Source organism: Paenibacillus sp. FSL L8-0436 (assembly GCF_038593025.1).
Taxonomy (GTDB): domain Bacteria; phylum Bacillota; class Bacilli; order Paenibacillales; family Paenibacillaceae; genus Paenibacillus_AQ.
This window is the reverse complement of record NZ_CP151955.1, coordinates 4,448,009-4,470,770: the sequence shown is the minus strand read 5'-3', so window position 1 is coordinate 4,470,770 and position 22,762 is coordinate 4,448,009. Positions and strand designations below refer to the sequence as shown.

Here is a 22,762-nt window from a genome sequence, read left to right as displayed (position 1 = left end):
TGAATTACATTATAAATTATGGGTCAGTTGACTCTATAATCCGGGAGGATATTAATCATGTTAAGATCTATGTATTCAGGCGTTTCAGGTATGCGCGGATTTCAAACCAAGCTGGATGTCATCGGCAACAACATCGCCAATGTGAACACACTCGGTTTCAAATCGGGCCGCGTAATGTTCAAGGACATCATGAGCCAAACCGTATCAGGCGTTACTGCTCCGGTTGAAGGCGGTCAGGGCGGGGTCAATGCGCAGCAGATTGGCCTTGGAGTAAGCATCGGTTCCGTAGACACCATGCATCTGGCGGGCAGTGCCATGACTACCAACAACCCTACCGACCTGCGGATTGACGGAGACGGCTTCTTCGTGGTTAGACTTTCGGATGATCAGGAGACTCCTTTTCTGACCCGTGCCGGTGATTTCCATATGGATGCAGCCCGCAACCTGATCACTTCCGATGGACTGCATGTTCTGAATTCTGATAGCGAGGCTATTCAACTTGCTCCTGAGGTAACGGCATTTTCAATCTCCAGCGACGGCACCATCGTACAGACGATGGCTGACGGAACAACTGAGCCGGGCGTTAGAATCGGTATGGCTAAAGTAAGCAATCCGCAAGGTTTGGAGAAAATCGGCGGCAATCTGTACCGCATGACACTTAATGCGAATGCCGACGGTGAGCTAGTGATAACGACTCCGAATGATGCGGAAGCAGGTACAGGGAAAATCGTCTCCGGTCAGCTGGAAATGTCCAATGTTGATCTGACGGGTGAGTTTACTGAAATGATCGTAACCCAGCGCGGCTTTCAGGCGAACTCACGGATTATTACAACGTCTGATGAAGTCCTTCAGGAAGTCGTTAACCTCAAGCGTTAATTTTTAAACCATAATCATAAACTTGCTGTATTGTGAAGTCATGGGGGAGGAACTCCTCCCCCTATTTTTGTTAGGAGGCCTGTTATGATTTCGGTAACAAGATTGAATGGAACACCAATGTTTTTAAATGCTTTGCTGGTAGAAATGGTAGAGGAAGGCCCGGATACTTACATTACACTGGTAACCGGAAAAAGACTGATTGTGCTTGAAAAAGCCGACGAGGTCATACGTAAGATCCGAGATTATAACAGGGACATAGGCACATATGCTGCCACCATTAAAGTCCAGTCTATGGAGGAGCTCTCATGAAAAAGATGATGCCGTGGCTCATTACAATTTTACTTGCGGTAACACTCATCGTAGTAGCTGCATTTTTACTAATGGATAAGATCTTCCCAAGCGATGCGAATGATGTGAAAGCAGCAGTTCAAAATGTGGAAACCAACAGAATGAGTGCTGATCAAATCGTCGAACTGACGGCGCAAATCACCGATATCAAAACTAATCTTGCCGATCCCGATTACATCCTTTCAGTAGACATCGCGTTCCAATTGGATACAGCGAAGTCCAAGGAAGAATTCGAAAAGATAAAAGCTATTAAGATCACGCCGCTAATTATTAAGGCGATTGCCGATACCAAACCAGAGGATCTGAATGGTGCTAGCGGCAAAGATCAAATCAGCAGCAAGCTGGTGAATATAATCAACAAGAATTTGACTGAAGGGTCTATAACCCAGATCGAATTCACTAAATTCATTATGGCTTCTATTTAGCTGCTGGCGGGTTTAATTGTTTGATGGGGGGTGATTGAATTGGTTGATGTACTATCACAAAATGAAATTGATGCTCTGCTTGCCGCACTTTCATCCGGTGAAATGGATGCCGACGAACTTAAAAAAGAAGAAACCCAGAAAAAAATCCGCTCTTACGATTTCAAACGGGCCGTGCGCTTCTCGAAAGATCATATCCGCAGTCTTACGCGGATTCATGATAACTTTGCCCGCTATCTTACGACGTACTTTTCGGCCCAATTGCGTACCTTTGTGCAGATCAGTGTCGTACAAGTAGAGCAGCTCCCTTATGATGAGTTCATCCGTTCCATTCCAAAAATGACGATTCTGAATATTTTCGAAGCGGAACCGCTGGAGGGACGAATGGTCATGGAGGTGCATCCGAATATTGCCTTTGCCATGCTCGATAGGCTGCTGGGCGGTTTTGGAACAGCACCAAGCAAGATTAATGCACTGACCGAAATTGAAACAACCATCATGGAGAGAATTTTCAGCAGATGTTTTGAAAGTCTACAGGAAGCCTGGAAGACGGTTCTGGATATTAATCCACGGATGGAAGCTCTGGAGACGAACCCGCAATTCATGCAGATTGTATCACCGAATGAAACGATTGCGCTGATCTCGTTAAGCACCAAAATAGGCGACACTACCGGGATGATCAATCTATGTATCCCTCATGTCGTACTGGAGCCGATTATGACTAGGCTGTCCGTGCACCAATGGTTTGTTTCTGAGAAGAAGGTGCGGGACGAGGTTGAACTTGAATCTATCCGTTCGAGAGTTCACAGGGCGCAGCTGCCTATAGTTGCAGAGCTGGGTGAATCCAGGTTATCCATAGCTGAATTTCTCGGGCTTAGCGTCGGCGACGTAATCTCTCTCAATAAGACCGTGGATTCCGGGCTGTCGATCAAAGTAGGGGACAAGCTGAAATTCATTGGAAGTCCAGGGATGATTAAAGAGCGTGTAGCTGTGCAAATAGACGAGATTGTCAGTGAAGGAGCTGAAGAGTTTGACGAGTAAAGACTATTTATCCCAAGAAGAGATCGATGCTCTTCTCAGACAGTCCGCGGAAGGCTCAATGGAACCACAGGAAAAGACAGTTGATGATTACCTGACACCATTTGAGCAGGATGCGCTGGGGGAAATCGGCAATATTACTTTTGGCAGTGCAGCGACTGCACTTTCCACTTTGCTGGGTAAGAAGGTAGATATTACGACTCCGCAAGTGTCCATCATTACCCGCGGACAGTTTGAGGAAGCTTTTCCTAAACCTCATGTTGCCGTACATGTACAGTACGTGGATGGTTTTCAAGGCATTAACTCATTGGTAATCAAAATCAGGGATGCGCAAGTCATTGCCGACTTAATGCTTGGCGGTGAAGGAGAACCGAAGGATGAAGAGCTGAATGAAATTCATATCAGCGCCGTGCAGGAAGCAATGAACCAGATGATGGGCTCGTCTGCTACCTCCATGTCAACGATCTTCAACCGGTTCGTCAACATCTCGCCTCCGGGAATTGATATCCTGAATATGTCAAGCGGAGAAGGGGTAGGCAGTCTTCCGGATGATGAAACCTTGATTCAAATTTCCTTCCGTCTGAAAATCGGGGATCTTATCGATTCCACGATTATGCAGCTTTTGCCGGTTCAGTTCGCCAAGGATATGGTCAGCATGCTGCTCGGTGATGTCAGTCAGGCGGATCAGGAGGCGGCTGTGTCGACAGCAGATAAGTCTGCTGCACCAGCGCCTGCACCCGCACCTGCCCAGGCTCCTGCAGCGCCTCCAGTGCAGCAGACACCGCCTGGACCTGGTGAAGTTCCGCCGCAATATCCGCCGCAGGGAATGCCGCCATATCCAGGAATGCCTGAAGGAGGCTATTATTATCCACCGGCAGGAATGCCCGCTTATGGAATGCCGGGCGTGCCGTCATATGGAGTACCGCCGCAGGGAGTGCCTTACGGACAGGTTCCACCGCAGACGCCGCCTCTTGGACGCAATGTAAATGTACAGCCTGTTCAATTCGCTAATCTTAGCGCAGGAGCCTTTGGCAATATTGATGAAAATAATTTAAATTTATTGATGGACATACCACTGAGAGTGACCGTAGAATTAGGAAGGACCCAGAAGCAGATCAAAGATATTCTGGAAATGTCGCAAGGTTCGATTATCGAGCTGGACAAGCTGGCTGGTGAGCCTGTTGACATTCTGGTGAACAACAAACTCATTGCCAAGGGTGAAGTCGTAGTTATCGACGAAAACTTCGGAGTTCGCGTTACGGATATCGTCAGCCAGTGGGACCGAATTCAAAAATTACAATAAGCATACTTAGGGAGGATTTTTTAAAAATGGCTAACCGAATTCTAATCGTGGACGATGCAGCATTTATGAGAATGATGATCCGGGATATTTTGTCAAAGAACGGATTTGAGGTAGTGGGTGAAGCCCAGGACGGTTCGCAGGCTATTGAGAAGTTTAAAGAACTGCGTCCGGATCTGATCACGATGGATATTACCATGCCTGAAATGGACGGAATTGCCGCTCTTAAAGAAATTAAAAAAGTAGATGCCAATGCCAAGGTCATCATGTGTTCAGCCATGGGTCAGCAGGCTATGGTCATTGACGCGATTCAAGCGGGTGCCAAGGACTTTATCGTTAAACCGTTCCAGGCAGACCGTGTTATTGAAGCGATCAACAAAACGCTGGGCGTGTAGGAATCAGACATGCCGGCTAACAGCGAACCGCTGGGAAACAGTAATCCTCTGCTGAATTTGCTCAACGTTATTTTTGTCCTTGCGGTAATCGTCATTCTTATAGTGCTGCTGATCCGTTTTCTTGGCCGCCGCAATCAGACGTTAATGAGCGGGCGCTCCATCCGAACGCTGGGTGCGCTCGGACTGGGCCCCAATAAGTCTGTGCAGATTATTGAAATCGGCGGCAGCCTTTACATGATCGGGGTCGGTGAGAATATATCCATGCTGGATAAAATCACGGACCCCGCGGAAGTGGCACTTATCATTTCTACGTTTGAAGAAGAGTCGTCAGGACAGAACAACTTTCTGGTGCCGCTCATTTCCAAAATCAAAGCCAAGGTACGCGGTGAGGTTCCATCTCAGGAAATCGAACTTAGTGAAACATCCTCTTTTTATGAGACCCTGCAATCCAAGCTTGCACTTGCACCTGAGCGCAACGAAAAGATGGAAGAGCTTCTCCGGGATGATGCACTTAAAGATGAGTCGAGGGATTTATGAAAAAAAAGCTGATTCTTTCATTTCTTCTGCTCGGTATGTTCAGTGTTTTGCTTTTGCATCCGATACACGCTGAACCTATACCGAACATTAATATTCAAGTAGGCGACAGTAACGGCTCAAGCAGCGGGGGGACCAGTTCCATCTCTATTCTGCTACTTGTAACGGTTCTGAGTGTAGCCCCGGCTTTTCTTGTTCTAATGACCAGCTTCACACGGATCGTCATCGTATTGGGTTTCGTCAGAACCTCACTCGGTACACAGCAGATGCCTCCGAACCAAGTGCTTGTAGGATTGGCGCTTTTTCTTACTCTCTTCATAATGTCGCCTACACTTGCACAGGTGAATGAAACGGCGCTGCAGCCGTACATGAAAGGTACCTTAACTCAGTCCGAAGCGCTTAATAAAGCAGCCGAACCGATGAAGGAATTCATGTTCAAACAGACGAACACCAAAGATCTGCTTTTGTTTATGAATTACACGGGCAATAATGCCACGGTCAAACCCGCCACATACAATGATATTCCGTTGACAGTGATGGTGCCGGCTTTTGCCATTGGTGAAATGAAAAAGGCGTTTACGATGGGCTTCATGATTTTTATACCTTTTCTGATCATTGATATTGTAGTTTCGAGTACACTGATGGCCATGGGGATGATGATGTTGCCTCCGGTCATGATTTCATTACCGTTCAAAATAATGCTCTTCGTACTGGTAGACGGCTGGTACTTAGTTGTAAAATCACTGCTGATGAGTTTTAACACCTGACGTATAAGAGGAGGCATAAGGGATGAATACGGAGTTTATTATCGGTCTAGCCGGCCAAGCCGTATATTTGGTGCTGGAAACAAGCGCTCCCATGCTGATTCTTGGTCTGGTGGTAGGACTGATAGTCAGTGTTTTCCAAGCTACAACCCAGATTCAGGAGCAGACGCTTGCGTTCGTTCCCAAAATCGTCGCCGTACTGCTTGCATTACTGCTGTTCGGCCCTTGGATCATTACGAAGCTGGTAGACTTCACCAGTCAAATTTTGGGCAGTCTCTACATGTATATCGGTTAAGACTATGGATATGGAGACCCTTCTGCAAAGTTTTCCCGTCTTTCTGTTGATTTTTTGTCGAATTTCCGCCTTTTTTGTTGTAATACCAGTGTTTTCTTCTCAGAGTCTGCCGGCAACTTTCAAAATCGGATTGTCCTTTTTGGTCGCCTTAGTTGTCTTCAGCTCAAGGGGGACCGGCATTGTTGTTCCGCAGGACCTCACCTACATTCTGCTAGTGGCCAGGGAAGCGTTGATAGGTTTGCTGCTCGGGTTTATCGGCTATCTGATGTTTATGACGATTCAGACGGCCGGATCCTTCATTGATATTCAAATCGGATTTGGGATTGCCAACGTCATTGACCCAATGACTGGAGCATCAGCCCCAATCATAGGTAACTTTAAGTACATGATCGCCCTGCTGCTGTTTCTGAGCATGAATGGACATCATTACTTGCTGAATGCGATCGTATACAGCTATAACTGGGTACCCCTAGACAACGATTTGTTTGTCAAAATGATCAATGGCAGCCTTTCAGAATTTCTGGTCCGCTCTTTTGCCCAATCTTTTATGCTGGCCTTTCAAATGTCGGCACCTTTGGTTACCGCGCTGTTTCTTACGGATATCGGTTTAGCCTTTCTGGCAAGAACCGCTCCGCAATATAATGTATTCGTCATCGGGGTACCGCTCAAAATTATTATAGGTCTCGCGCTGCTTCTTATTCTGATGCCGAGTCTGGCTGCGTTGTTCCAGAATCTCTTCGACATTATGTTTGAGTCCATGCAAAATTTGCTGGGGCTTATGGGGAAGAGTCCTTAGGTGACTGTAAGGAGAGAGTGTAATGCCGAAGCCGAAACGATATAAACTGGATCTTCAGCATTTTGGGGGGGACAAGACAGAGAAAGCCACCCCGAAAAAACGTCAGGATGCCCGTAAAAAGGGCCAGGTAGCCAAAAGTGCCGAACTTTCCGGTGCGGTTGTATTGTTTTCGGCGCTGCTTAGTCTGACGATGTTCGGAAGTTTCATGAAAGAACGTTTTATGAGTTTGTATTTGGATGTTTTTCAGAATCGTATGATGATGGAAGTAACAGCGGAAAATGTGTCCAAGATGTTCAACGAGTATGGTCTGCAGATACTGATTCTGCTGGCTCCGCTGCTCGGGATTACCTTCTTACTCGCACTAGTCGTAAATTTTGCACAGGTTGGCTTTATGGCCTCAGGTGAGGGGATTACGCCTAAGTTCAGCAAGATTAATCCAATCAAGGGGTTCAAAAATATATTCTCTATGCGTTCGTTTGTGGAATTCCTGAAATCGGTCTTTAAACTGGTGCTGATTGCCTATCTGGTTTACAGCACGCTTTGGGGAGAAAAAGAGAGTTTTGCCGCTCTTTCACATGTGAATGCGGAGGGTGTATACCGTTTCACTGCAAAGATGACCATGAATCTTGGCATCAAAATAGCAGCTGTATTGTTTATTATGGCAGTTCTCGATTATATGTACCAGAAGTACGAACATGAAAAAAGTCTGAAAATGTCCAAGCAGGACATTAAAGATGAATACAAAAAGATGGAGGGCGATCCCTTAATTAAAGGAAAGATCAGGGAGCGCCAACGCCGAATGGCAATGCAGCGGATGATGCAGGAAGTGCCAAAGGCGGATGTGATCATTACGAATCCTACGCACTTTGCCGTTGCCCTTAAATATGACGGTTCCAAAATGGAGGCTCCGCAGATTATAGCCAAAGGCCAGGATTATGTGGCGCTCCGCATTCGAGAGCTGGCTAAGGAGCATGGTGTTGTGACTATGGAGAACAAGCCGCTGGCACGGGCATTATTCCAAAGAGCAGAAATTGGCGATGTCGTTCCTGCCGATCTGTTCCAGGCGGTTGCCGAAGTGCTGGCCTATGTATACAAGCTTAAAGGTAAGAGGAGATAAGCCGGGGGAGGTAAAGGACATTGAAAGCTAAAGATCTAACAGTTCTACTGGGCGTTATCGGTATTGTGCTTATGATGATTCTGCCCATCCCGGTCTGGCTTCTGGATGTACTGCTGATTGTCAATATTTCGATAGCACTAACCATTATTTTGGTCGCAATGAATACAAAGGATCCGCTGCAATTTTCGATTTTCCCTTCTTTGCTGTTGATCACAACGTTATTCCGTCTCGCACTCAACATTTCTACTACTAAGCTGATTCTTAAGGATGGTCATGCGGGTGAAGTTGTTGCCACGTTCGGCAGCTGGATTGCCGGGGGACAAATCGCTATCGGATTCATCGTCTTTCTAATTCTGGTTGTTGTGCAGTTCATTGTTATTACCAAAGGTTCGGAACGTGTTGCTGAAGTAGGCGCCCGGTTTACATTGGACGCGATGCCCGGTAAACAAATGAGTATTGATGCTGATTTGAATGCAGGGATGATTAATGAACAGCAGGCACGGGAACGCCGCCGGAACGTTGAACGCGAAGCTGACTTCTTCGGAGCAATGGATGGTGCGAGTAAATTCGTCAAAGGTGACGCAATTGCCAGTATCATCATCTTGCTGATCAACCTGATCGGCGGTTTCGTCATCGGGATGACTATTCATGGACTGTCGTTTCAGGATGCACTTTCGACATATTCCGTACTGACAATTGGTGATGGACTGGTCAGCCAAATTCCTGCTTTGCTCATTTCAACCGCTTCCGGTTTGATCGTTACACGGGCGGCGTCAGAAGGAAACCTGGCAGAGGATTTGACAGGTCAATTATTGTACTATCCGAAGCTCTTGTATATCGTTGCGGCGACAATCGCCTTCCTTGGATTCTTCACTCCGATTACAGTAATGTCTACCTTGCCCCTGGCAGCACTCATGGGATATGCGGCTTACAGCATGGGCCAGAAGGCAAACCAAAAACAAATTGCCGAGGAACAACTGGTCGAGGAGAAGCAGATTGAAGAAGTGCGGAGTCCGGAGAGCGTCATAAACTTGCTAACAGTGGATCCCATTGAATTTGAGTTCGGTTACGGACTTATTCCTCTGGCCGATACAGGTCAGGGCGGAGATTTACTCGACAGAATTATCATGATTAGACGGCAATGTGCTCTAGAAATGGGACTTGTGGTGCCTGTTATTCGTATTCGCGACAATATTCAGCTAAAACCGAATGAATATGTCATAAAAATTAAAGGGAATAATGTCGGCGGTGGTGAATTATTACTTAATCACTATCTTGCCATGAGTCCCGGTTATGATGATGAATCTATAAACGGTATTGAAACTGTTGAACCCTCTTTTGGACTTCCGGCACTTTGGATTGACGAATCGGTGAAAGAACGGGCGGAATTATCCGGCTACACCGTAGTTGATCCGCCTTCCGTGGTTGCTACGCATTTGACGGAGCTGATCAAACGTCATGGGCATGAGCTGCTAGGACGTCAGGAAACCAAACAGCTGGTCGACAATCTCCGGGAGAATTACCCCGTGCTGGTTGATGAACTTATTCCTTCGGTACTGGCAATTGGTGATGTTCAGAAGGTGCTCGGCAAGCTGCTGCGTGAAAAGATTTCGATCCGCGATCTGGTGACGATCTTCGAAACGCTGGCAGACTATGGTACTTACACCAAAGATCCTGATATCCTGACCGAGTATGTCCGCCAGTCGTTGTCGAGACAGATTACACAGCAATTTTCTCAAGTGGGAGAGACGCTGCGCGTAATTACTGTCGGACCTAACTTGGAGAAGAAAATTTCCGAAAGTGTGCAGCAAACGGAACAGGGCAGCTATCTGGCACTGGATCCGGTTTCGACACAAACCGTGTACCAGCGGCTTACGGAACAGATCAACCGTTTGCTTCAGTCCGGGCAGCAGCCTATCGTATTGACTTCACCGACCATTCGTATGTATTTGCGGCAGGTTATTGAACGGACGATGCAGGATATTCCGGTGTTGTCCTACAGCGAACTGGAACCTAATATCGAAATTCAAAGCGTTGGAGTGGTGAACTTATGAGAGTGAAGCGTTATGTGGTCGATACGATGCCTGACGCCATGCATTCCATCCGCAGCGAGCTAGGAAGCGATGCCGTCATCCTAAGCACCAAGGAAGTTAAAGTCGGCGGATTTATGGGCATGTTTAAAAAGAAAAAAATTGAAGTTGTAGCCGCAGTGGAAGAGGTGCGGAAGCCGGCTGTACCTGAAAAGGCCCCTGTACAATCGCTGAATGTTCCGCGTAGTGCAGTGCCACAGGCCTATCAGAAAGCTGCTACAGCATCATCGCCGTCAGCATCGCTCACGAAGGAGCCTGCGGCTGGCCGGAGCTTTGCTGAAATTGCCGCTGCCATATCGGAAGCCTCCGGGATTGCTGAGGCGGGAGGGAATGTAGCTGTTCTGCCTTCAACTGCAACCGCAGCCGTAACTGCTGTTGAGGAACAGAAAGAGGAATTGGATAGAGAGCTTGCCTATGCAATGCAGGCCTCTGCTCCGAAGGAACAGCCTGGTTCGGTCACGGCACTTTCTGAGAACTTTGGTGCTGAACCCAATCCGCCCGCAGTCCCGGTAGCGGAAAGTGATGTCCTTCGCGAAATCAGGGACATGAAGCACTGGATGGAACGTATCGCCCGCTACTCTTCAAGCGGAGTGGAATTGCCCGAGCAGCTGGAACAGCTTAAAATCCGTTTACTGGACCAGGAGACTGACCCGGTGCTGGTGGAGGAATGGATCAGCAATGTGTTTACCCGCTGGAATGATGAGGGGCGTACCGGAGCTCCTGATCAATTCGGTGAAATGCTGAAAGCTCAGGTGGATGGATTTTTGTCAGGCCGTATTGCAAACGGAATTGCGGCGGATACGCGGATTGTTTACATTGCCGGGCCCACCGGAGTGGGCAAAACAACAACAATCGCCAAGCTGGCGGCAGAGCAGCTGTTTAAACAAGGCAGGAAGGTTGGCCTCATTACCTCCGACACTTACCGGATTTCCGCGGTGGAGCAGCTGCGCACGTATGCATCGATACTGAATATTCCGCTGGAGGTTGTTCAGTCCCCGGGAGATTTGCAAAGAGCGATGTTCCGCCTGGAGAGCTGTGACCTCGTTTTGATGGATACGGCAGGACGGAATTACCGTAATGAGATGCTCGTCGCTGAACTTCAGAGCCTGCTGGCCAAGGAACTTAAGAGTGAAACTTTCCTTGTACTCAGCCTGACCTCAAAAAGCCGCGATATGAAGACGATCGCCGAGCATTTCGGCCGTTATCAGCTTGACAAGGTTATCTTCACAAAGCTGGACGAGACAGGAAGCTATGGTCCGTTATTTAATGTTCTGAATGATTTCCCTCTTATGCTGTCTTATATAACGAATGGCCAGAATGTGCCAGATGACCTGCTAATGGCTACCAAAGAGCAGCTATCAGGGATGTTGCTGGGAACAGGAGGGGCGTAATGGATCAGGCGCAGTCCTTGAGACAGCTGGTGTCCAACAAGGACACCATACTCGTCCCCAAAGACGGGGTATCCGCCAGAATTATCACCGTATGCAGTGGAAAAGGCGGTGTCGGAAAGTCGAATTTCACGCTGAACTTTGCATTAGCGCTGAAGGCAATGGGCCGTAAGGTGCTATTGTTCGACGCCGATATCGGAATGGCCAATATAGACGTGCTAATGGGTGTCTCTTCTAAATACAATTTGTACCATCTGCTGAAAAGAGAGGCGGATATCGGACAAATTATTCAGACGGGCCCAGGCGGTCTACAATTCATTGCAGGCGGATCGGGTATGGATGAGCTGTTTTCTCTCTCGGAATCAGATTTGAATTACTTTACAACACAGATTGCGCAAATTGCTGATACTATGGATTTTATCCTGTTCGATACGGGGGCAGGACTTTCCAAAGAAACGCTCAAATTTATAAGCTCGGCGGATGATTGCCTTGTGGTAACAACCCCTGAGCCTACAGCTATAACTGATGCATATGCATTGATGAAGGTAGTGCACAATTCCTTTCCCGAAACTTCTTTTAGACTGATTGTGAACCAAGCAGGAGACGAGAGGGAAGCGAAAGCAACCAGCGACAAAATCCGCATGGCGGCAAGCCGCTTTTTACAATTAGATATTCCGTTTCTCGGGTATATGAGTAGTGATGCACATGTTGTTCAGGCAGTTAAGAAACAAGTTCCATTCTCAGTAGCTTTTCCGAACAGTGCAGCAGCCAAAGATGTACAGCGGCTTGCCCAAAACTATTTGGCCGCGGATTCAGCGGAACCAAGCAAGGTAGAGGGCATAAAGGGATTTATCAACAGGTGGTTGAAGCGTAAATAATAATTGTTCTGAATTAGAGGAGCAGAGGTGGAAATGATATGAAGCCATATAAAGTTTTGGTTGTTGATGATTCTGCATTTATGCGCAAGATCATTTCCGATTTAATTGAAAATGACGCGAACTTCCAGGTCACCGCTACGGCTTCAAACGGCCGTGAAGCTATTGAGAAAGTGAATCAGCTTTCTCCGGATCTGGTAACGATGGATGTGGAGATGCCGGAAATGAACGGCCTGGAGGCGCTGAAAATAATAATGGCCCAGCGTCCGCTGCCGGTGATCATGCTCTCAGGAATCAATGAGCAGGGCATGAAGGAAACGATTATGGCGCTGGAGTCAGGAGCATTTGATTTCATACGTAAGCCATCCATTTCCAACTCCCAGGATATTATTGCTGTAGGAGAATCTCTCCGGGAGCAAATGAAAGAAGCGATGATGGCCCGTGAGCAGCGTGAAGCTCGAGCATCCGCCTCCAAGAGTGAGGACAAGCCGCCAGCTGCGGTTACTCCAAAACCTCTGGCGGATCCTCCTGTACGCAAGCAGGAACTTCCCAAGAAAGCTAAAACCGCGGAAGTTCCCGGGACATCAGCGCGAGACAAGCTGAAGCCGGAGGCAAAGACTGCGCCCCCTAAGGAAACGGGTAAGAATTTGCTTGATAAGCAGCCAGGGAATAGTGGGTCCCCGCGAAATTCTGTCAAGCCTACTGCAGCTCCGGTAACCCCGGCATCATCTGAAAAAGCAAAAAACCGCTCCAAAGCGAACTCTACTCCACTTACATCTGATGTACGTCCACAACTGGATGGTGTTCTCGGTACGTTCGCCGAACCTCCTGCAGCTTCGGCTGACCGGAAGTCCGGCAGTACTAAAGGGCTGCGCAAGCTTGTTGCTGTAGGCTGCTCTACAGGCGGGCCACGTGCGCTCAAGGCGTTTTTGGAGAACATCCCGGCTGAATTTCCGGCACCGATAGTCATTGTCCAGCATATGCCGCCTAATTTCACCAAATCATTGGCCCAGCGGCTTAATACCTTCAGCCCGCTTGAGGTTGCAGAAGCGGAGCATGGCATGATCCTTCGCCAGGGAGCGGCTTATATCGCTCCCGGTGGTTATCATCTGAAGGTTGTTCCAGCAGCAGGCGGACAATATGCGATTGAGCTTACGAGTGAGGATGCCCGTAATGGGCATCGTCCATCCGTGGACATGATGTTCGAATCACTATTGCCGCTTACCACGCTGGAACGCCATGCGGTGATTATGACGGGTATGGGCAGCGATGGTGCCAGAATGATGAAGTCCCTATATGATTCGGGTGTAACCTCAACCTTCGCTGAAAGTGAAGAAACCTGCGTTGTATATGGAATGCCGCGATCTGCGGTGGAATTGAATTGCGTTAAACATATCCTGCCTTTGCATGAAATTGCTCCAAGGCTGGTGCAAGCCGTTAAATAATGGAAAAGCGAACTTGAAGGGGAGGTGCTCGTTAGTGGACATGAACCAATATTTATCCATGTTTATTGATGAGTCAAATGATCATCTGCAGTCATTGAACGAAAGTATGATGGGGTTGGAAGCAAATCCTGATGATCTGAGTATTGTACAGGTAATATTCCGCTCTGCGCACACCTTAAAAGGTATGGCGGCTACGATGGGTTTTGAGGATTTGGCTTCTCTTACCCACCAGATGGAAAATGTTCTGGATTTAGTGCGCAATAACAAGCTGCGGATGCAGGATTTCATTTTTGACACACTGTTCAAAAGTCTGGATGCCCTGGAGTCAATGGTTGAGGATATTACGGCTGGGGGCGAAGGTAAGGCGGATGTCTCGGCAATTGTGACATCTCTTCAGGCCATTGTTCGAGGTGAAGTTCCTACTGCAGCCGGTGCCGCTGCCGAGGTTACAGCTGCAGCTCAAAAGACTGGAGACGCTCCGGTGTTTTTAGATGAATTCCAATACTCGGTTCTGCAGCAGTCGCTGCAGGAAGGCCATCAGGTGCTTTATGTGGACGTAGCGATCCGTCAGGATTGTCAGCTTAAAGCGGTGCGGGCATATATGGTTTTCGATCTTCTGGAACGTTCAGGAGAGGTGGTCAAATCCTTCCCTTCGGTTCAGGATATAGAGCAGGAAAAATTCGATTACGGCTTTTCCCTCTATTACATAACCCAAAAGGACGCAAGTGAAATTCAATCCATGATCCTAAACTTATCGGAAATTGATAAGGTTACGGCTTTAGCCCTTGATCAAGAGACACTGGAACAGATGGTGCAGGATATGGCTGCTGCTACTGTGGAAGCACCGGTTCAAGAGGCGGCTGCTCCCGCAGCGGCACCGGCTGCAGCACCGGTCAGAGAAGAAGCAATCAAAGCGGCAGCTGCCAAAACAGTTGCAGCGCCTTCCCGGACGATCCGCGTAGATATCGAACGACTGGATGTGCTGATGAACCTGTTTAGTGAGCTGCTGATCGACCGTGTCCGTCTGGAACAGCTGGCTACAGAAGTGCAGAATAGTGACCTTACTGAGACTGTTGAACATATGGGACGGGTCAGCGGCGATTTGCAGAACATTGTCATGAAGCTGCGCATGGTACCGGTCGACACTGTATTTAACCGTTTCCCCCGCATGGTTCGTGACCTTGCCAAATCTCTGGACAAAAAAATCGATCTGATCGTTACTGGTGCTGAAACAGAGCTTGACCGTACTGTTATTGATGAGATCGGTGATCCGCTGGTGCATTTGCTCCGTAATGCTGTTGACCATGGGGTTGAAGGTGTACAGGAGCGTATTGCTGCCGGCAAACCGGAGACGGGTACGATAAATCTGCGAGCTTTCCATAGCGGCAATCACGTCTTTATCGAAATTGAGGAGGACGGAGCCGGAATAAATCCGCAGAAAATCCTGAAATCTGCTGTTAAGAAGGGAATTCTTACTCAGGATCAGGCTGCTGGCTATTCGGATGATGAAGCCATTCAACTTTTGTTCTCACCGGGCTTCAGTACCGCAGAGGTTATCTCTGACGTATCGGGGCGCGGAGTCGGACTCGATGTCGTGAAATCCAAGATTACTTCTCTTGGCGGCAACGTGGTTGTTTATTCCACCTTCGGCAAAGGAACTAACTTTTCAGTACAGCTTCCGCTGACCTTATCGATTATCGCGGCCATGCTGGTGCGGCTGGGTTCCGAGAAATATGCCATCCCGCTTTCTTCCATCGTGGAGACTGGGATTGTGAAGAAAACTCAGATCCGCACGATTCATAGCAACAAAATGATTGAATTCCGTAACGGTCATATCCCTCTGCTTTCACTGAGCAAATTCTTCTCGGTGCCTGATTTTGATGAAAGTACTGAAGAGGAAACGGAAATAGTAGTAGTCCGCAAAGGGGAACGCCTCGTAGCCCTGGCCGTTCAGGATTTTATTGGGCAGAACGAAATCGTCATCAAGAATCTTGGCAAGTATCTGCCTGAGGTTCAAGGCATCTCTGGGGCGACCATACTTGGTGACGGTCAGGTCGCACTTATTATTGATCCGAATGCTTTTATTAAATAATCAGGATAGAACAGGGAGGTTCATTCCATGGCTGAAGATATCAAAGTAATCGTGTTTAAACTAGGCTCTGAAGAGTACGGCATTGAAGTGGAGAAAGTCCAAACTATTGAACGCATGATGCCAATTACCCGTGTGCCGAAGACCTACTCCTTTATTAAGGGAGTTATCAATTTGCGCGGAGTGGTTATTCCGGTAATTGATTTGCGGGGCCGTTTCGGAATTGAGGAAGCTGATCATACTGACCAGACCCGTATCATTATCGTCAATGTAAATGCAATGGAAGTTGGCTTTATTGTGGACTCGGCCAATGATGTTATTGACTTGAACCGCGATTCCATCGATACACCACCGGAGGTTGTGGGGGGCATCAGAGCGAAGTATCTGGACGGAGTGGCCAAAATTGGAGAAGAACGTTTGCTGATCATGCTCAATTTGAACGAGGTGCTGAACAAGGGCGAAATCGTGCAATTGGAAAGCCTAGAGGGCTAACATATGGAGCTTTTCAAAAACTTCAAGGATTTTAAAATGGATGTCCTTAAGGAAGTGGGCAACATTGGAGCTGGTAACGCCGCCACCGCGTTATCTCAGCTTCTTGGCAAGCCGATCGACATGGCTGTTCCGAAAGTGCAGCTGCTGAGCTTTGAAGAAATCACTGAAAAGGTCGGAGGAGCAGAAGAACTGGTATATGCGGTTTTCCTGCGGGTCGAGGGTGAAGCACCGGGCAATCTCTTTTTCATTCTTACTCCGGAAGCGGCTATAAGCCTGCTTAACCGGGTTGCCGGTATTGAGATTTCTCCCGAGCAGGAGCTGGGCGAAATGGAGCTTTCGGCTTTGAATGAAATTGGTAACATTCTTGCCGGGTCTTACCTTTCTTCCCTTGCCGACTTCACCTCGCTTTCCATGTACCCTACAGTGCCTGCACTGGCCATGGACATGGCCGGGGCCATTCTGGGCTACGGTCTGCTGCAGTTCGGTCAGATGGGCGATGATGCTTTGCTGATCGACACGACTTTCCTGGAAGGCAAGGACGAAATTGAAGGACAGTTCTTTCTTATTCCCGATCCAGAATCATTCCCGAAGATCTTTAAATCATTAGGAGTACCGTTTGATAATGATTGAAGAACAAAGCATTATTAAAGTAGGTATGGCAGATCTTAACGTAGGAAGCCAAGACAGCCTTGTGCGTACAACAGGTCTTGGTTCCTGCGTGGGGCTTACATTGTTTGATCCTGGGAAGAAGCTGGCGGGGATGGCGCATGTGATGCTGCCTTCGTCGGATATCGCACGTGAGGGACAAATGAACATTGCCAAATTTGCAGATACCGCAGTGCCGGAGCTTCTGAACCGCTTGCTTGAACTTGGAGCAATGCGCAGCCGGATCGTGGCCAAGATGGCCGGAGGCTCTCAAATGTTTGCCTTTGCCGGGGGGAATGACACCATGAGGATCGGGCCTCGTAATGTGGAATCCTGTAAGCTTGCTTTGGAGGCGCTAAAGATCCCTTTGATTGCCGAGGACACGGGCGGCAATTTTGGCCGCACCATTGAAATTTCCTGCAGTACCGGTATACTCTATATCCGCAGCGTGCAAAAAGGCACTAGGGAAATATAACCATGAGCAGAAAAATAATAGTGAGCATCATCGCCGGAGCGATAGGATTTTTGTTTACCTTTTTTGTGAACTATGGGCATAATTTACTTGGAACAAGTTTAATTCGGGCCAGTTTTGGATTTATTATTTGGTTTGTGCTTGCATTCCTCTTAAGTTGGGTATTGGGTTTTATTGCTGGACAGTCTGTAGAGCCAGATGATGCTGACACAAACTTAGAGGGCAATGAGGCGCTGGGTGGCAATTTCGATGTCATTACTCCGGATGAGGATGAAGAATTAATAAACCTGCTGAAACCGAAGCCGGCCGAAGAAAGCGGAAGCAGTGAAGGTTTTACACCGCTGCAGCCGCCTAAACTGGTCTCTATGAAAGATCCTGAAGAATTGGCCAAGGCCGTTCGTCACCTGAAAGAAGAATAAGCGTGTGCTATTGCGGAAGTGGCTCACCTGTTCCGTGTTATGCCCGCTGACTAAACTTTGGGAAGGGTGAAAGCCGTTGAACGAGCATAAAGCTTCTCAATCGGAAACTGACGGGCTCTGGGAACAGTGGAAAGAGCAAGGTAATCCCGAAGCCAAAAAAAAGCTGATTGAGAATTACCTCCATATTGTAGATTACGTGTCCAGCCGCTTGGCAGTCGGATTACCCAAAAATGTATCTAAAGATGATTTGGCCAGCAACGGTGTCATGGGTTTGATTGATGCCATCGAGAAATTCGACTATAAGCGGGGACTCCAGTTTCAGACTTATGCTTCCTGGCGTGTGCGTGGAGCGATTCTTGATTCATTGCGCCAGAGCGACTGGGTTCCCAGGTCCGTGAGGGAGAAAGCCAAAAAAATCGAAGATGCTTACCAGCAGCTGGAGCAGAAATACCTAAGATCAGTCAGTGATGAGGAAATGAGCGAATATCTGAATGTTTCGGAGACGGAATTTCAGAATATGCTGCAGGACGTAGCAGTAATGTCGCTCTGCTCACTAGAGGATCCTATTCGCGAGGAAGAATCAGAGACACGCTTGTCCATCCTGGTGGATGATAAAGCCAAAAATCCGGATCGCAAAGTAAATGAGTTTTATTTGCGCGATACGCTCACTAAAGGCATCGAGAAACTAACGGTGAAAGAAAGGACCGTTGTGTCCCTTTTATATTATGAAGATTTATCATTAAGCGAGATCGCCGAGGTGATGTCACTGTCGCCTTCACGGATTTCGCAGCTTCATTCAAAAGCTATTTTGCGGCTGAGAGGAACACTTGAGAAAAATCGCGATCTTCTCATGCAAAACGATTAACCGGGCGACGGTGACAAGGGGGAGCAAAATTGATCGGTAATTATGCTTTGAACCAGTACGTGAGTATCACGTTTTCGGAGGATAAAGGGATTGCGTACCTCCAATTTTCCAAGAAGGATGAAAACTTCTCCTGTTCGAGTGAAGATCTCGAAAACTTCCTAAACAGTCACAATATTCGTTACGGTATTCAGCGGGATATTGTACAGCGAATCAGCAGTAATCCAGAAGAGTATTTCTTCAACAGGGTGCCAATTGCGATTGGTGATCCCGCGGAGAATGGTACGGATGGGCGGGTGGTCCTTGCTATTGATATGGAGGAGGACCGCAAACCGCTCGAAAAAGCTGATGGCAAGGTCGATTATAAGGACCTGGTCCGGCTGCACAATGTTAAGAAAGGCCAATTGATTGCCAGAAAAATTCCGCCGATGCCCGGCAAAAGCGGCAATACGGTTACCGGCGAGGAAATTCCGTATCGAGCGGGAAAAGATGCCCACTTTAAAGTCGGCAAAAATGTTCTAATCGATCAAGATGAAACTTCGATGTATGCCGCGATGGACGGACTCGTTACTCTGACGGAGAAGGGCAAGGTCAATGTTTTCCCGGTTTATGAAGTCAACGGTGATGTTGATTACAGTACAGGAAATATTGATTTTGTAGGGACAGTTGTTATTCGCGGCAATGTCTTGACCGGGTTTACGGTTAAATCTGCCGGAGATATCCGTGTGGTTGGCGGAGTGGAAGGTGCTGAACTGATCTCCGGGGGATCGATCGAGATTGCCGGCGGAATTATCGGGTATAACAAGGGACTCGTCAGTGCAGGTAAAAATGTAAAAGTATCGTTCATCCAGGATGGAAATGTCGTCGCCGGAGAGGATGTTATCGTTTCCCAAAGTATTATGCACTCTAATATCCGGGCAGGCCGGGATGTGCTTTGCAATGGTTCAAAGGGACTTATAGTAGGGGGAGTTGTACAAGCCGGTGAAAGAGTTGTAGCAAGAACCATCGGAAATACGATGTCTACGGCGACGGCCATTGAGGTTGGCGTTGTACCAGAACTCCGAAATGAGATTAACGATCTGCGCCTGGAGCTGCGGCAGCTGCTTGAAAATGAGGATAAAACCAACAAAGCGCTGTACCTGCTGAATCAATTGGCGAACAATGGTCAGCTTGCTCCTGATAAGGTGGCTTTGCGCGTCAAACTGAACGCCACCAAGCAATCGCATATGCGTGAAGAGAAACGCATTAAAGAGCGTGTACTTGAAATTGAAAGAATGCTCGAGGATACAGTTAGAGCCAGGGTGGAAGTAGTTAAGACCATCTACGGAGGTTCCAAAATCGTAATTGGCAGATATACACGTTTTGTCAAGGATCCTACGGAACGGGTTGTATTTATTTATAGTGAAGGCGATATCACTTTGGCGCCGTACGTTTAATCAGGCGGGCAGCGACAGGCGGCCGGCCATCCTTGATGTCTAAATACAGCAGGCTTCGGAAGGATTTGCGAATCTTGGGACGGCCCGTCCGTTTCTACTTATGAGAAGAGGGTTGCTATGAGTCTGAAACCGGTGGAATTGCAGATTGCCCTGCCCCGGACAACTGACGCGGGCAAAGTCCAGCATGGGCTGCAGCATCGTCCTGCTGTAGATCAGCAGCAGCTCGCAGGACAGAATGTCAAGCAGAGCTCGGAGCTGGCCCATCGCAGCACTGAGGTTGACGAATCTGCGGAATCTGCGCTGCGCAATGATGATAGCCAGGGAAATCATGCGGGAAGTCAGTCCTCTTCCCATCAACAAGAGAAACAGCAGACGTCTCACGACGCTGAACATCCCTATAAGGGCCGACGGATCGATCTCAGTCTCTGAGAGGATATAATTTGATATATAAAAGGGGATAGGGCACTTGCAACCATGGGTATATATCGTGCTGGTAGGCGCTGTCGCTATCGTTTATGCCCTGAGACTGCCGGCGCGTGCAAAAGAAGACTCAGCCGATAAGCAGAGTCTAAAGGAAACAGAAGCGGCGCTTGAACTATATATGGCGGACATCGAGCGGGAAAATGATAAAATGCTGCAGCTTGTCAGCAGCATCAAACAGCAATCCCAGAACAACAGAACAGCAATGCAGGAGGAGATCGATTCACTTCGGGAGCAAGTTGCCGATCTGCAAAAGAACTTAATGCTGCTTGAAACGCGTCTGACGGCTGAAGAAAAGGGCCTGCTGCAGCTAACAGCTTCATTTGCCAAGGAATCTTCAGCCAGCCGCGCTTCAGAAGCTGTGAGACCGCCTTCAACAGAGCACGCTGCAGAACAGCCTGAGCCGAAACCAAAGCCGGTCAACTCGATCAAATTGCGTTATCCGCGATTGTTCGAGCTGCATGAGCAAGGAAAGTCTATTGACGCTATCGCTAAGACAGCAGGACTTCAGCGTGGAGAGGTTCAACTGATTCTGCAGCTGGCCAAGCAGGAGGAAACGGCATGATCAAGAATCGTTCCTTCATGTTCGGGCTAGGTACAGGCCTGATTGCAGGAGCATTGCTGCTGCAAGTGATGATCACCGGGGGAGCCGCCCCCTTGTCCAAGGAGAAGCTAATTAAGGAAGCTGCGAAGCTGAACCTTACCGTAACCGATCCGAGTGCAACACCTACTGCCACTAGTAATACAGGCGAGACAGGAGAGGGAACAGAAGGATCAGGGAAAGAGGGGACAGCTGCGGTTGTTCCGTCAGCAACTGAACCCGCCGCTCCAGCTTCGGCTGCTACTACGCCGCAAGCAGCGGTGGAGCCAAGCGCTGCCGCTGCTCCTTCTGAGCCGGTTACCCCGTCAAAGCCTGCAAGCGAGAAGAAACCATCCAGTGCCCCGGTTGCGCCAGCCACTCCGGAGGTTGCCGTAAACGGCTCGATATCTGTTACAATTCCTACCGGCAGCACACTTACGGAAACTGCCGATTTGCTGGTCAAAGCAGGTGTAATTACGGATAAGAATAAGTTTCTTAAGACGGCAGTAAGCCGTAAAGCCAATACGAAAATTCAATATGGACGGTACAGCTTTACTAAAGGTGAGAGCAATAATGTTATCATTGACAAGCTGATTACAGTGAAATAATCTATCTGAGAACTTTGAAATTCACAAAACTTTTCATGAATCGTTGCATACATTATTTTATTATGGTATAGTAATTGACGGTGTTAAAACACACGCCGGTTGATTTCGACAAGTGGTGCTTTCTTCTGAAGGAAGTCTTGTAGAAAAATGACACGCGGCGGAGGAGACACACAATAAACCAAAATTAGGAGGTGTGTGAAGATGGCAGTAATTTCCATGAAGCAGCTTCTCGAAGCTGGGGTACACTTCGGTCATCAGACTCGTCGTTGGAATCCAAAGATGGATCGTTATATCTTCACTGAAAGAAACGGAATTTACATTATTGACCTGCAAAAAACGGTTAAAAAGGTAGAAGAAGCTTACAACTTTGTAAAAAGCGTCGCTGGTGACAACGGCACAATCCTATTCGTAGGAACAAAGAAACAAGCTCAAGATTCCGTAAAAGAAGAAGCTGAACGTTCGGGTATGTTCTTCATTAACCAACGTTGGCTGGGTGGTACCCTGACTAACTTCCAAACTATTCAGAAGCGTATTGATCGCCTGAAGAAACTGGAAGCTTGGGAAGAAGACGGTACCTTCGCAGTTCTGCCTAAGAAAGAAGTAATCCTTCTCCGCAAAGAGAAAGATCGTCTCGAAAAATTCCTGGGCGGTATCAAGAACATGAAAGGTCTGCCAAGCGCGCTGTTCATCATTGACCCGCGTAAAGAGCGCATCGCTGTTGCGGAAGCTCGCAAATTGGGTATTCCTATCGTGGCTATCGTTGATACTAACTGTGATCCGGACGAAATCGACTATGTTATCCCGGGCAACGACGACGCAATCCGCGCCGTGAAATTGCTTACTGGTAAAATGGCTGATGCCGTTGTCGAAGCTCACCAGGGCGAAGATACAACTACTGCTTAAATAGTAGCCGGAATCAAACAAGAACTTAAATGAAAAGGGTGGTTGGCAGGTGGATAACCTCTCACTGCCCTTTTTTTAGGATAATGGACCAAA

General features: G+C 48.0%; 26 protein-coding genes. All 26 read left to right on the top strand.

The features are described 5' to 3' along the window. Positions 1-57 precede the first annotated feature (57 nt). The 26 genes from flgG (at position 58) to rpsB (ending at position 22,669) form a co-directional block, all read left to right on the top strand. Entirely contained in the window at positions 58-876 is an 819-nt protein-coding gene (flgG, locus tag NSS79_RS20295) for a flagellar basal body rod protein FlgG (RefSeq protein WP_342435878.1), read from the top strand. An 84-nt stretch (positions 877-960) separates the two neighbouring features. Next, positions 961-1,185, top strand: coding sequence for a flagellar FlbD family protein (locus tag NSS79_RS20290; protein WP_038593507.1), 225 nt, complete (start codon positions 961-963; stop codon positions 1,183-1,185). Continuing rightward, positions 1,182-1,649 carry a flagellar basal body-associated FliL family protein gene (locus tag NSS79_RS20285; protein WP_038593503.1) on the top strand — a complete coding sequence of 156 codons (468 nt, stop codon included), beginning with the start codon at positions 1,182-1,184 and terminating at the stop codon, positions 1,647-1,649. The genes NSS79_RS20290 and NSS79_RS20285 overlap by 4 nt, the downstream gene beginning before the upstream one ends. Positions 1,650-1,688: 39 nt before the next feature. After that, positions 1,689-2,687 carry a flagellar motor switch protein FliM gene (gene fliM, locus NSS79_RS20280; protein WP_038593500.1) on the top strand — a complete coding sequence of 333 codons (999 nt, stop codon included), beginning with the start codon at positions 1,689-1,691 and terminating at the stop codon, positions 2,685-2,687. Then, positions 2,677-3,987, top strand: a complete 1,311-nt coding sequence (gene fliY, locus NSS79_RS20275; RefSeq protein WP_342435877.1) for a flagellar motor switch phosphatase FliY — start codon at positions 2,677-2,679, stop codon at positions 3,985-3,987. Before fliM ends, fliY begins: the two co-directional genes overlap by 11 nt. Before the next feature lie 26 nt (positions 3,988-4,013). Further along, entirely contained in the window at positions 4,014-4,379 is a 366-nt protein-coding gene (locus tag NSS79_RS20270) for a response regulator (RefSeq protein ID WP_019910416.1), read from the top strand. A gap of 9 nt (positions 4,380-4,388) precedes the next feature. Then, on the top strand, positions 4,389-4,916 hold the full coding sequence (locus NSS79_RS20265; protein ID WP_342435876.1) for a flagellar biosynthetic protein FliO: 528 nt from the start codon (positions 4,389-4,391) through the stop codon (positions 4,914-4,916). Next, positions 4,913-5,680, top strand: a complete 768-nt coding sequence (gene fliP / locus NSS79_RS20260; protein ID WP_342435875.1) for a flagellar type III secretion system pore protein FliP — start codon at positions 4,913-4,915, stop codon at positions 5,678-5,680. The genes NSS79_RS20265 and fliP overlap by 4 nt, the downstream gene beginning before the upstream one ends. Positions 5,681-5,702: 22 nt before the next feature. After that, positions 5,703-5,972, top strand: coding sequence for a flagellar biosynthesis protein FliQ (gene fliQ, locus NSS79_RS20255; protein WP_342435874.1), 270 nt, complete (start codon positions 5,703-5,705; stop codon positions 5,970-5,972). Positions 5,973-5,982: 10 nt separating this feature from the next. Further along, positions 5,983-6,768, top strand: coding sequence for a flagellar biosynthetic protein FliR (fliR, locus tag NSS79_RS20250; RefSeq protein ID WP_342440412.1), 786 nt, complete (start codon positions 5,983-5,985; stop codon positions 6,766-6,768). 22 nt (positions 6,769-6,790) lie between these two features. After that, the gene (gene flhB / locus NSS79_RS20245) at positions 6,791-7,885 is read left to right on the top strand and encodes a flagellar biosynthesis protein FlhB (protein WP_038593485.1); all 1,095 of its coding nucleotides are present in this window, start codon (positions 6,791-6,793) and stop codon (positions 7,883-7,885) included. 20 nt (positions 7,886-7,905) lie between these two features. After that, a complete protein-coding gene (gene flhA / locus NSS79_RS20240; protein WP_342435873.1) occupies positions 7,906-9,939 on the top strand; it encodes a flagellar biosynthesis protein FlhA in 2,034 nt (677 codons plus the stop codon). Further along, positions 9,936-11,366 (top strand): flagellar biosynthesis protein FlhF, encoded by a 1,431-nt coding sequence (locus NSS79_RS20235; RefSeq protein WP_342435872.1) that lies wholly within the window; start codon positions 9,936-9,938, stop codon positions 11,364-11,366. The genes flhA and NSS79_RS20235 overlap by 4 nt, the downstream gene beginning before the upstream one ends. Continuing rightward, entirely contained in the window at positions 11,366-12,241 is an 876-nt protein-coding gene (locus NSS79_RS20230) for a MinD/ParA family protein (protein WP_342435871.1), read from the top strand. Before NSS79_RS20235 ends, NSS79_RS20230 begins: the two co-directional genes overlap by 1 nt. A 38-nt stretch (positions 12,242-12,279) precedes the next feature. After that, positions 12,280-13,683, top strand: a complete 1,404-nt coding sequence (cheB, locus tag NSS79_RS20225; RefSeq protein ID WP_342435870.1) for a chemotaxis-specific protein-glutamate methyltransferase CheB — start codon at positions 12,280-12,282, stop codon at positions 13,681-13,683. Between the two features lie 34 nt (positions 13,684-13,717). Further along, positions 13,718-15,775 carry a chemotaxis protein CheA gene (locus NSS79_RS20220; protein WP_342435869.1) on the top strand — a complete coding sequence of 686 codons (2,058 nt, stop codon included), beginning with the start codon at positions 13,718-13,720 and terminating at the stop codon, positions 15,773-15,775. Positions 15,776-15,802: 27 nt separating this feature from the next. Next, on the top strand, positions 15,803-16,264 hold the full coding sequence (locus NSS79_RS20215; RefSeq protein ID WP_038593472.1) for a chemotaxis protein CheW: 462 nt from the start codon (positions 15,803-15,805) through the stop codon (positions 16,262-16,264). A 3-nt stretch (positions 16,265-16,267) separates the two neighbouring features. Continuing rightward, positions 16,268-16,894 carry a chemotaxis protein CheC gene (locus NSS79_RS20210; RefSeq protein WP_038593470.1) on the top strand — a complete coding sequence of 209 codons (627 nt, stop codon included), beginning with the start codon at positions 16,268-16,270 and terminating at the stop codon, positions 16,892-16,894. Beyond that, positions 16,887-17,384, top strand: a complete 498-nt coding sequence (locus NSS79_RS20205; protein WP_342435868.1) for a chemotaxis protein CheD — start codon at positions 16,887-16,889, stop codon at positions 17,382-17,384. Before NSS79_RS20210 ends, NSS79_RS20205 begins: the two co-directional genes overlap by 8 nt. Before the next feature lie 2 nt (positions 17,385-17,386). Then, entirely contained in the window at positions 17,387-17,800 is a 414-nt protein-coding gene (locus NSS79_RS20200; RefSeq protein ID WP_342435867.1) for a hypothetical protein, read from the top strand. A 76-nt stretch (positions 17,801-17,876) separates the two neighbouring features. After that, positions 17,877-18,665, top strand: coding sequence for a FliA/WhiG family RNA polymerase sigma factor (locus NSS79_RS20195; RefSeq protein WP_076110092.1), 789 nt, complete (start codon positions 17,877-17,879; stop codon positions 18,663-18,665). Between the two features lie 29 nt (positions 18,666-18,694). Beyond that, positions 18,695-20,098, top strand: coding sequence for a FapA family protein (locus tag NSS79_RS20190; protein ID WP_342435866.1), 1,404 nt, complete (start codon positions 18,695-18,697; stop codon positions 20,096-20,098). A 117-nt stretch (positions 20,099-20,215) separates the two neighbouring features. Continuing rightward, entirely contained in the window at positions 20,216-20,527 is a 312-nt protein-coding gene (locus NSS79_RS20185) for a hypothetical protein (RefSeq protein ID WP_038593454.1), read from the top strand. 37 nt (positions 20,528-20,564) lie between these two features. Continuing rightward, positions 20,565-21,143: a hypothetical protein gene (locus NSS79_RS20180; RefSeq protein WP_342435865.1), complete on the top strand. Its 579-nt coding sequence runs from the start codon at positions 20,565-20,567 to the stop codon at positions 21,141-21,143. Beyond that, positions 21,140-21,766, top strand: a complete 627-nt coding sequence (locus tag NSS79_RS20175) for a hypothetical protein (RefSeq protein WP_342435864.1) — start codon at positions 21,140-21,142, stop codon at positions 21,764-21,766. The genes NSS79_RS20180 and NSS79_RS20175 overlap by 4 nt, the downstream gene beginning before the upstream one ends. Positions 21,767-21,967: 201 nt before the next feature. Next, positions 21,968-22,669, top strand: a complete 702-nt coding sequence (rpsB, locus tag NSS79_RS20170) for a 30S ribosomal protein S2 (protein ID WP_036692565.1) — start codon at positions 21,968-21,970, stop codon at positions 22,667-22,669. Positions 22,670-22,762 lie beyond the last annotated feature (93 nt).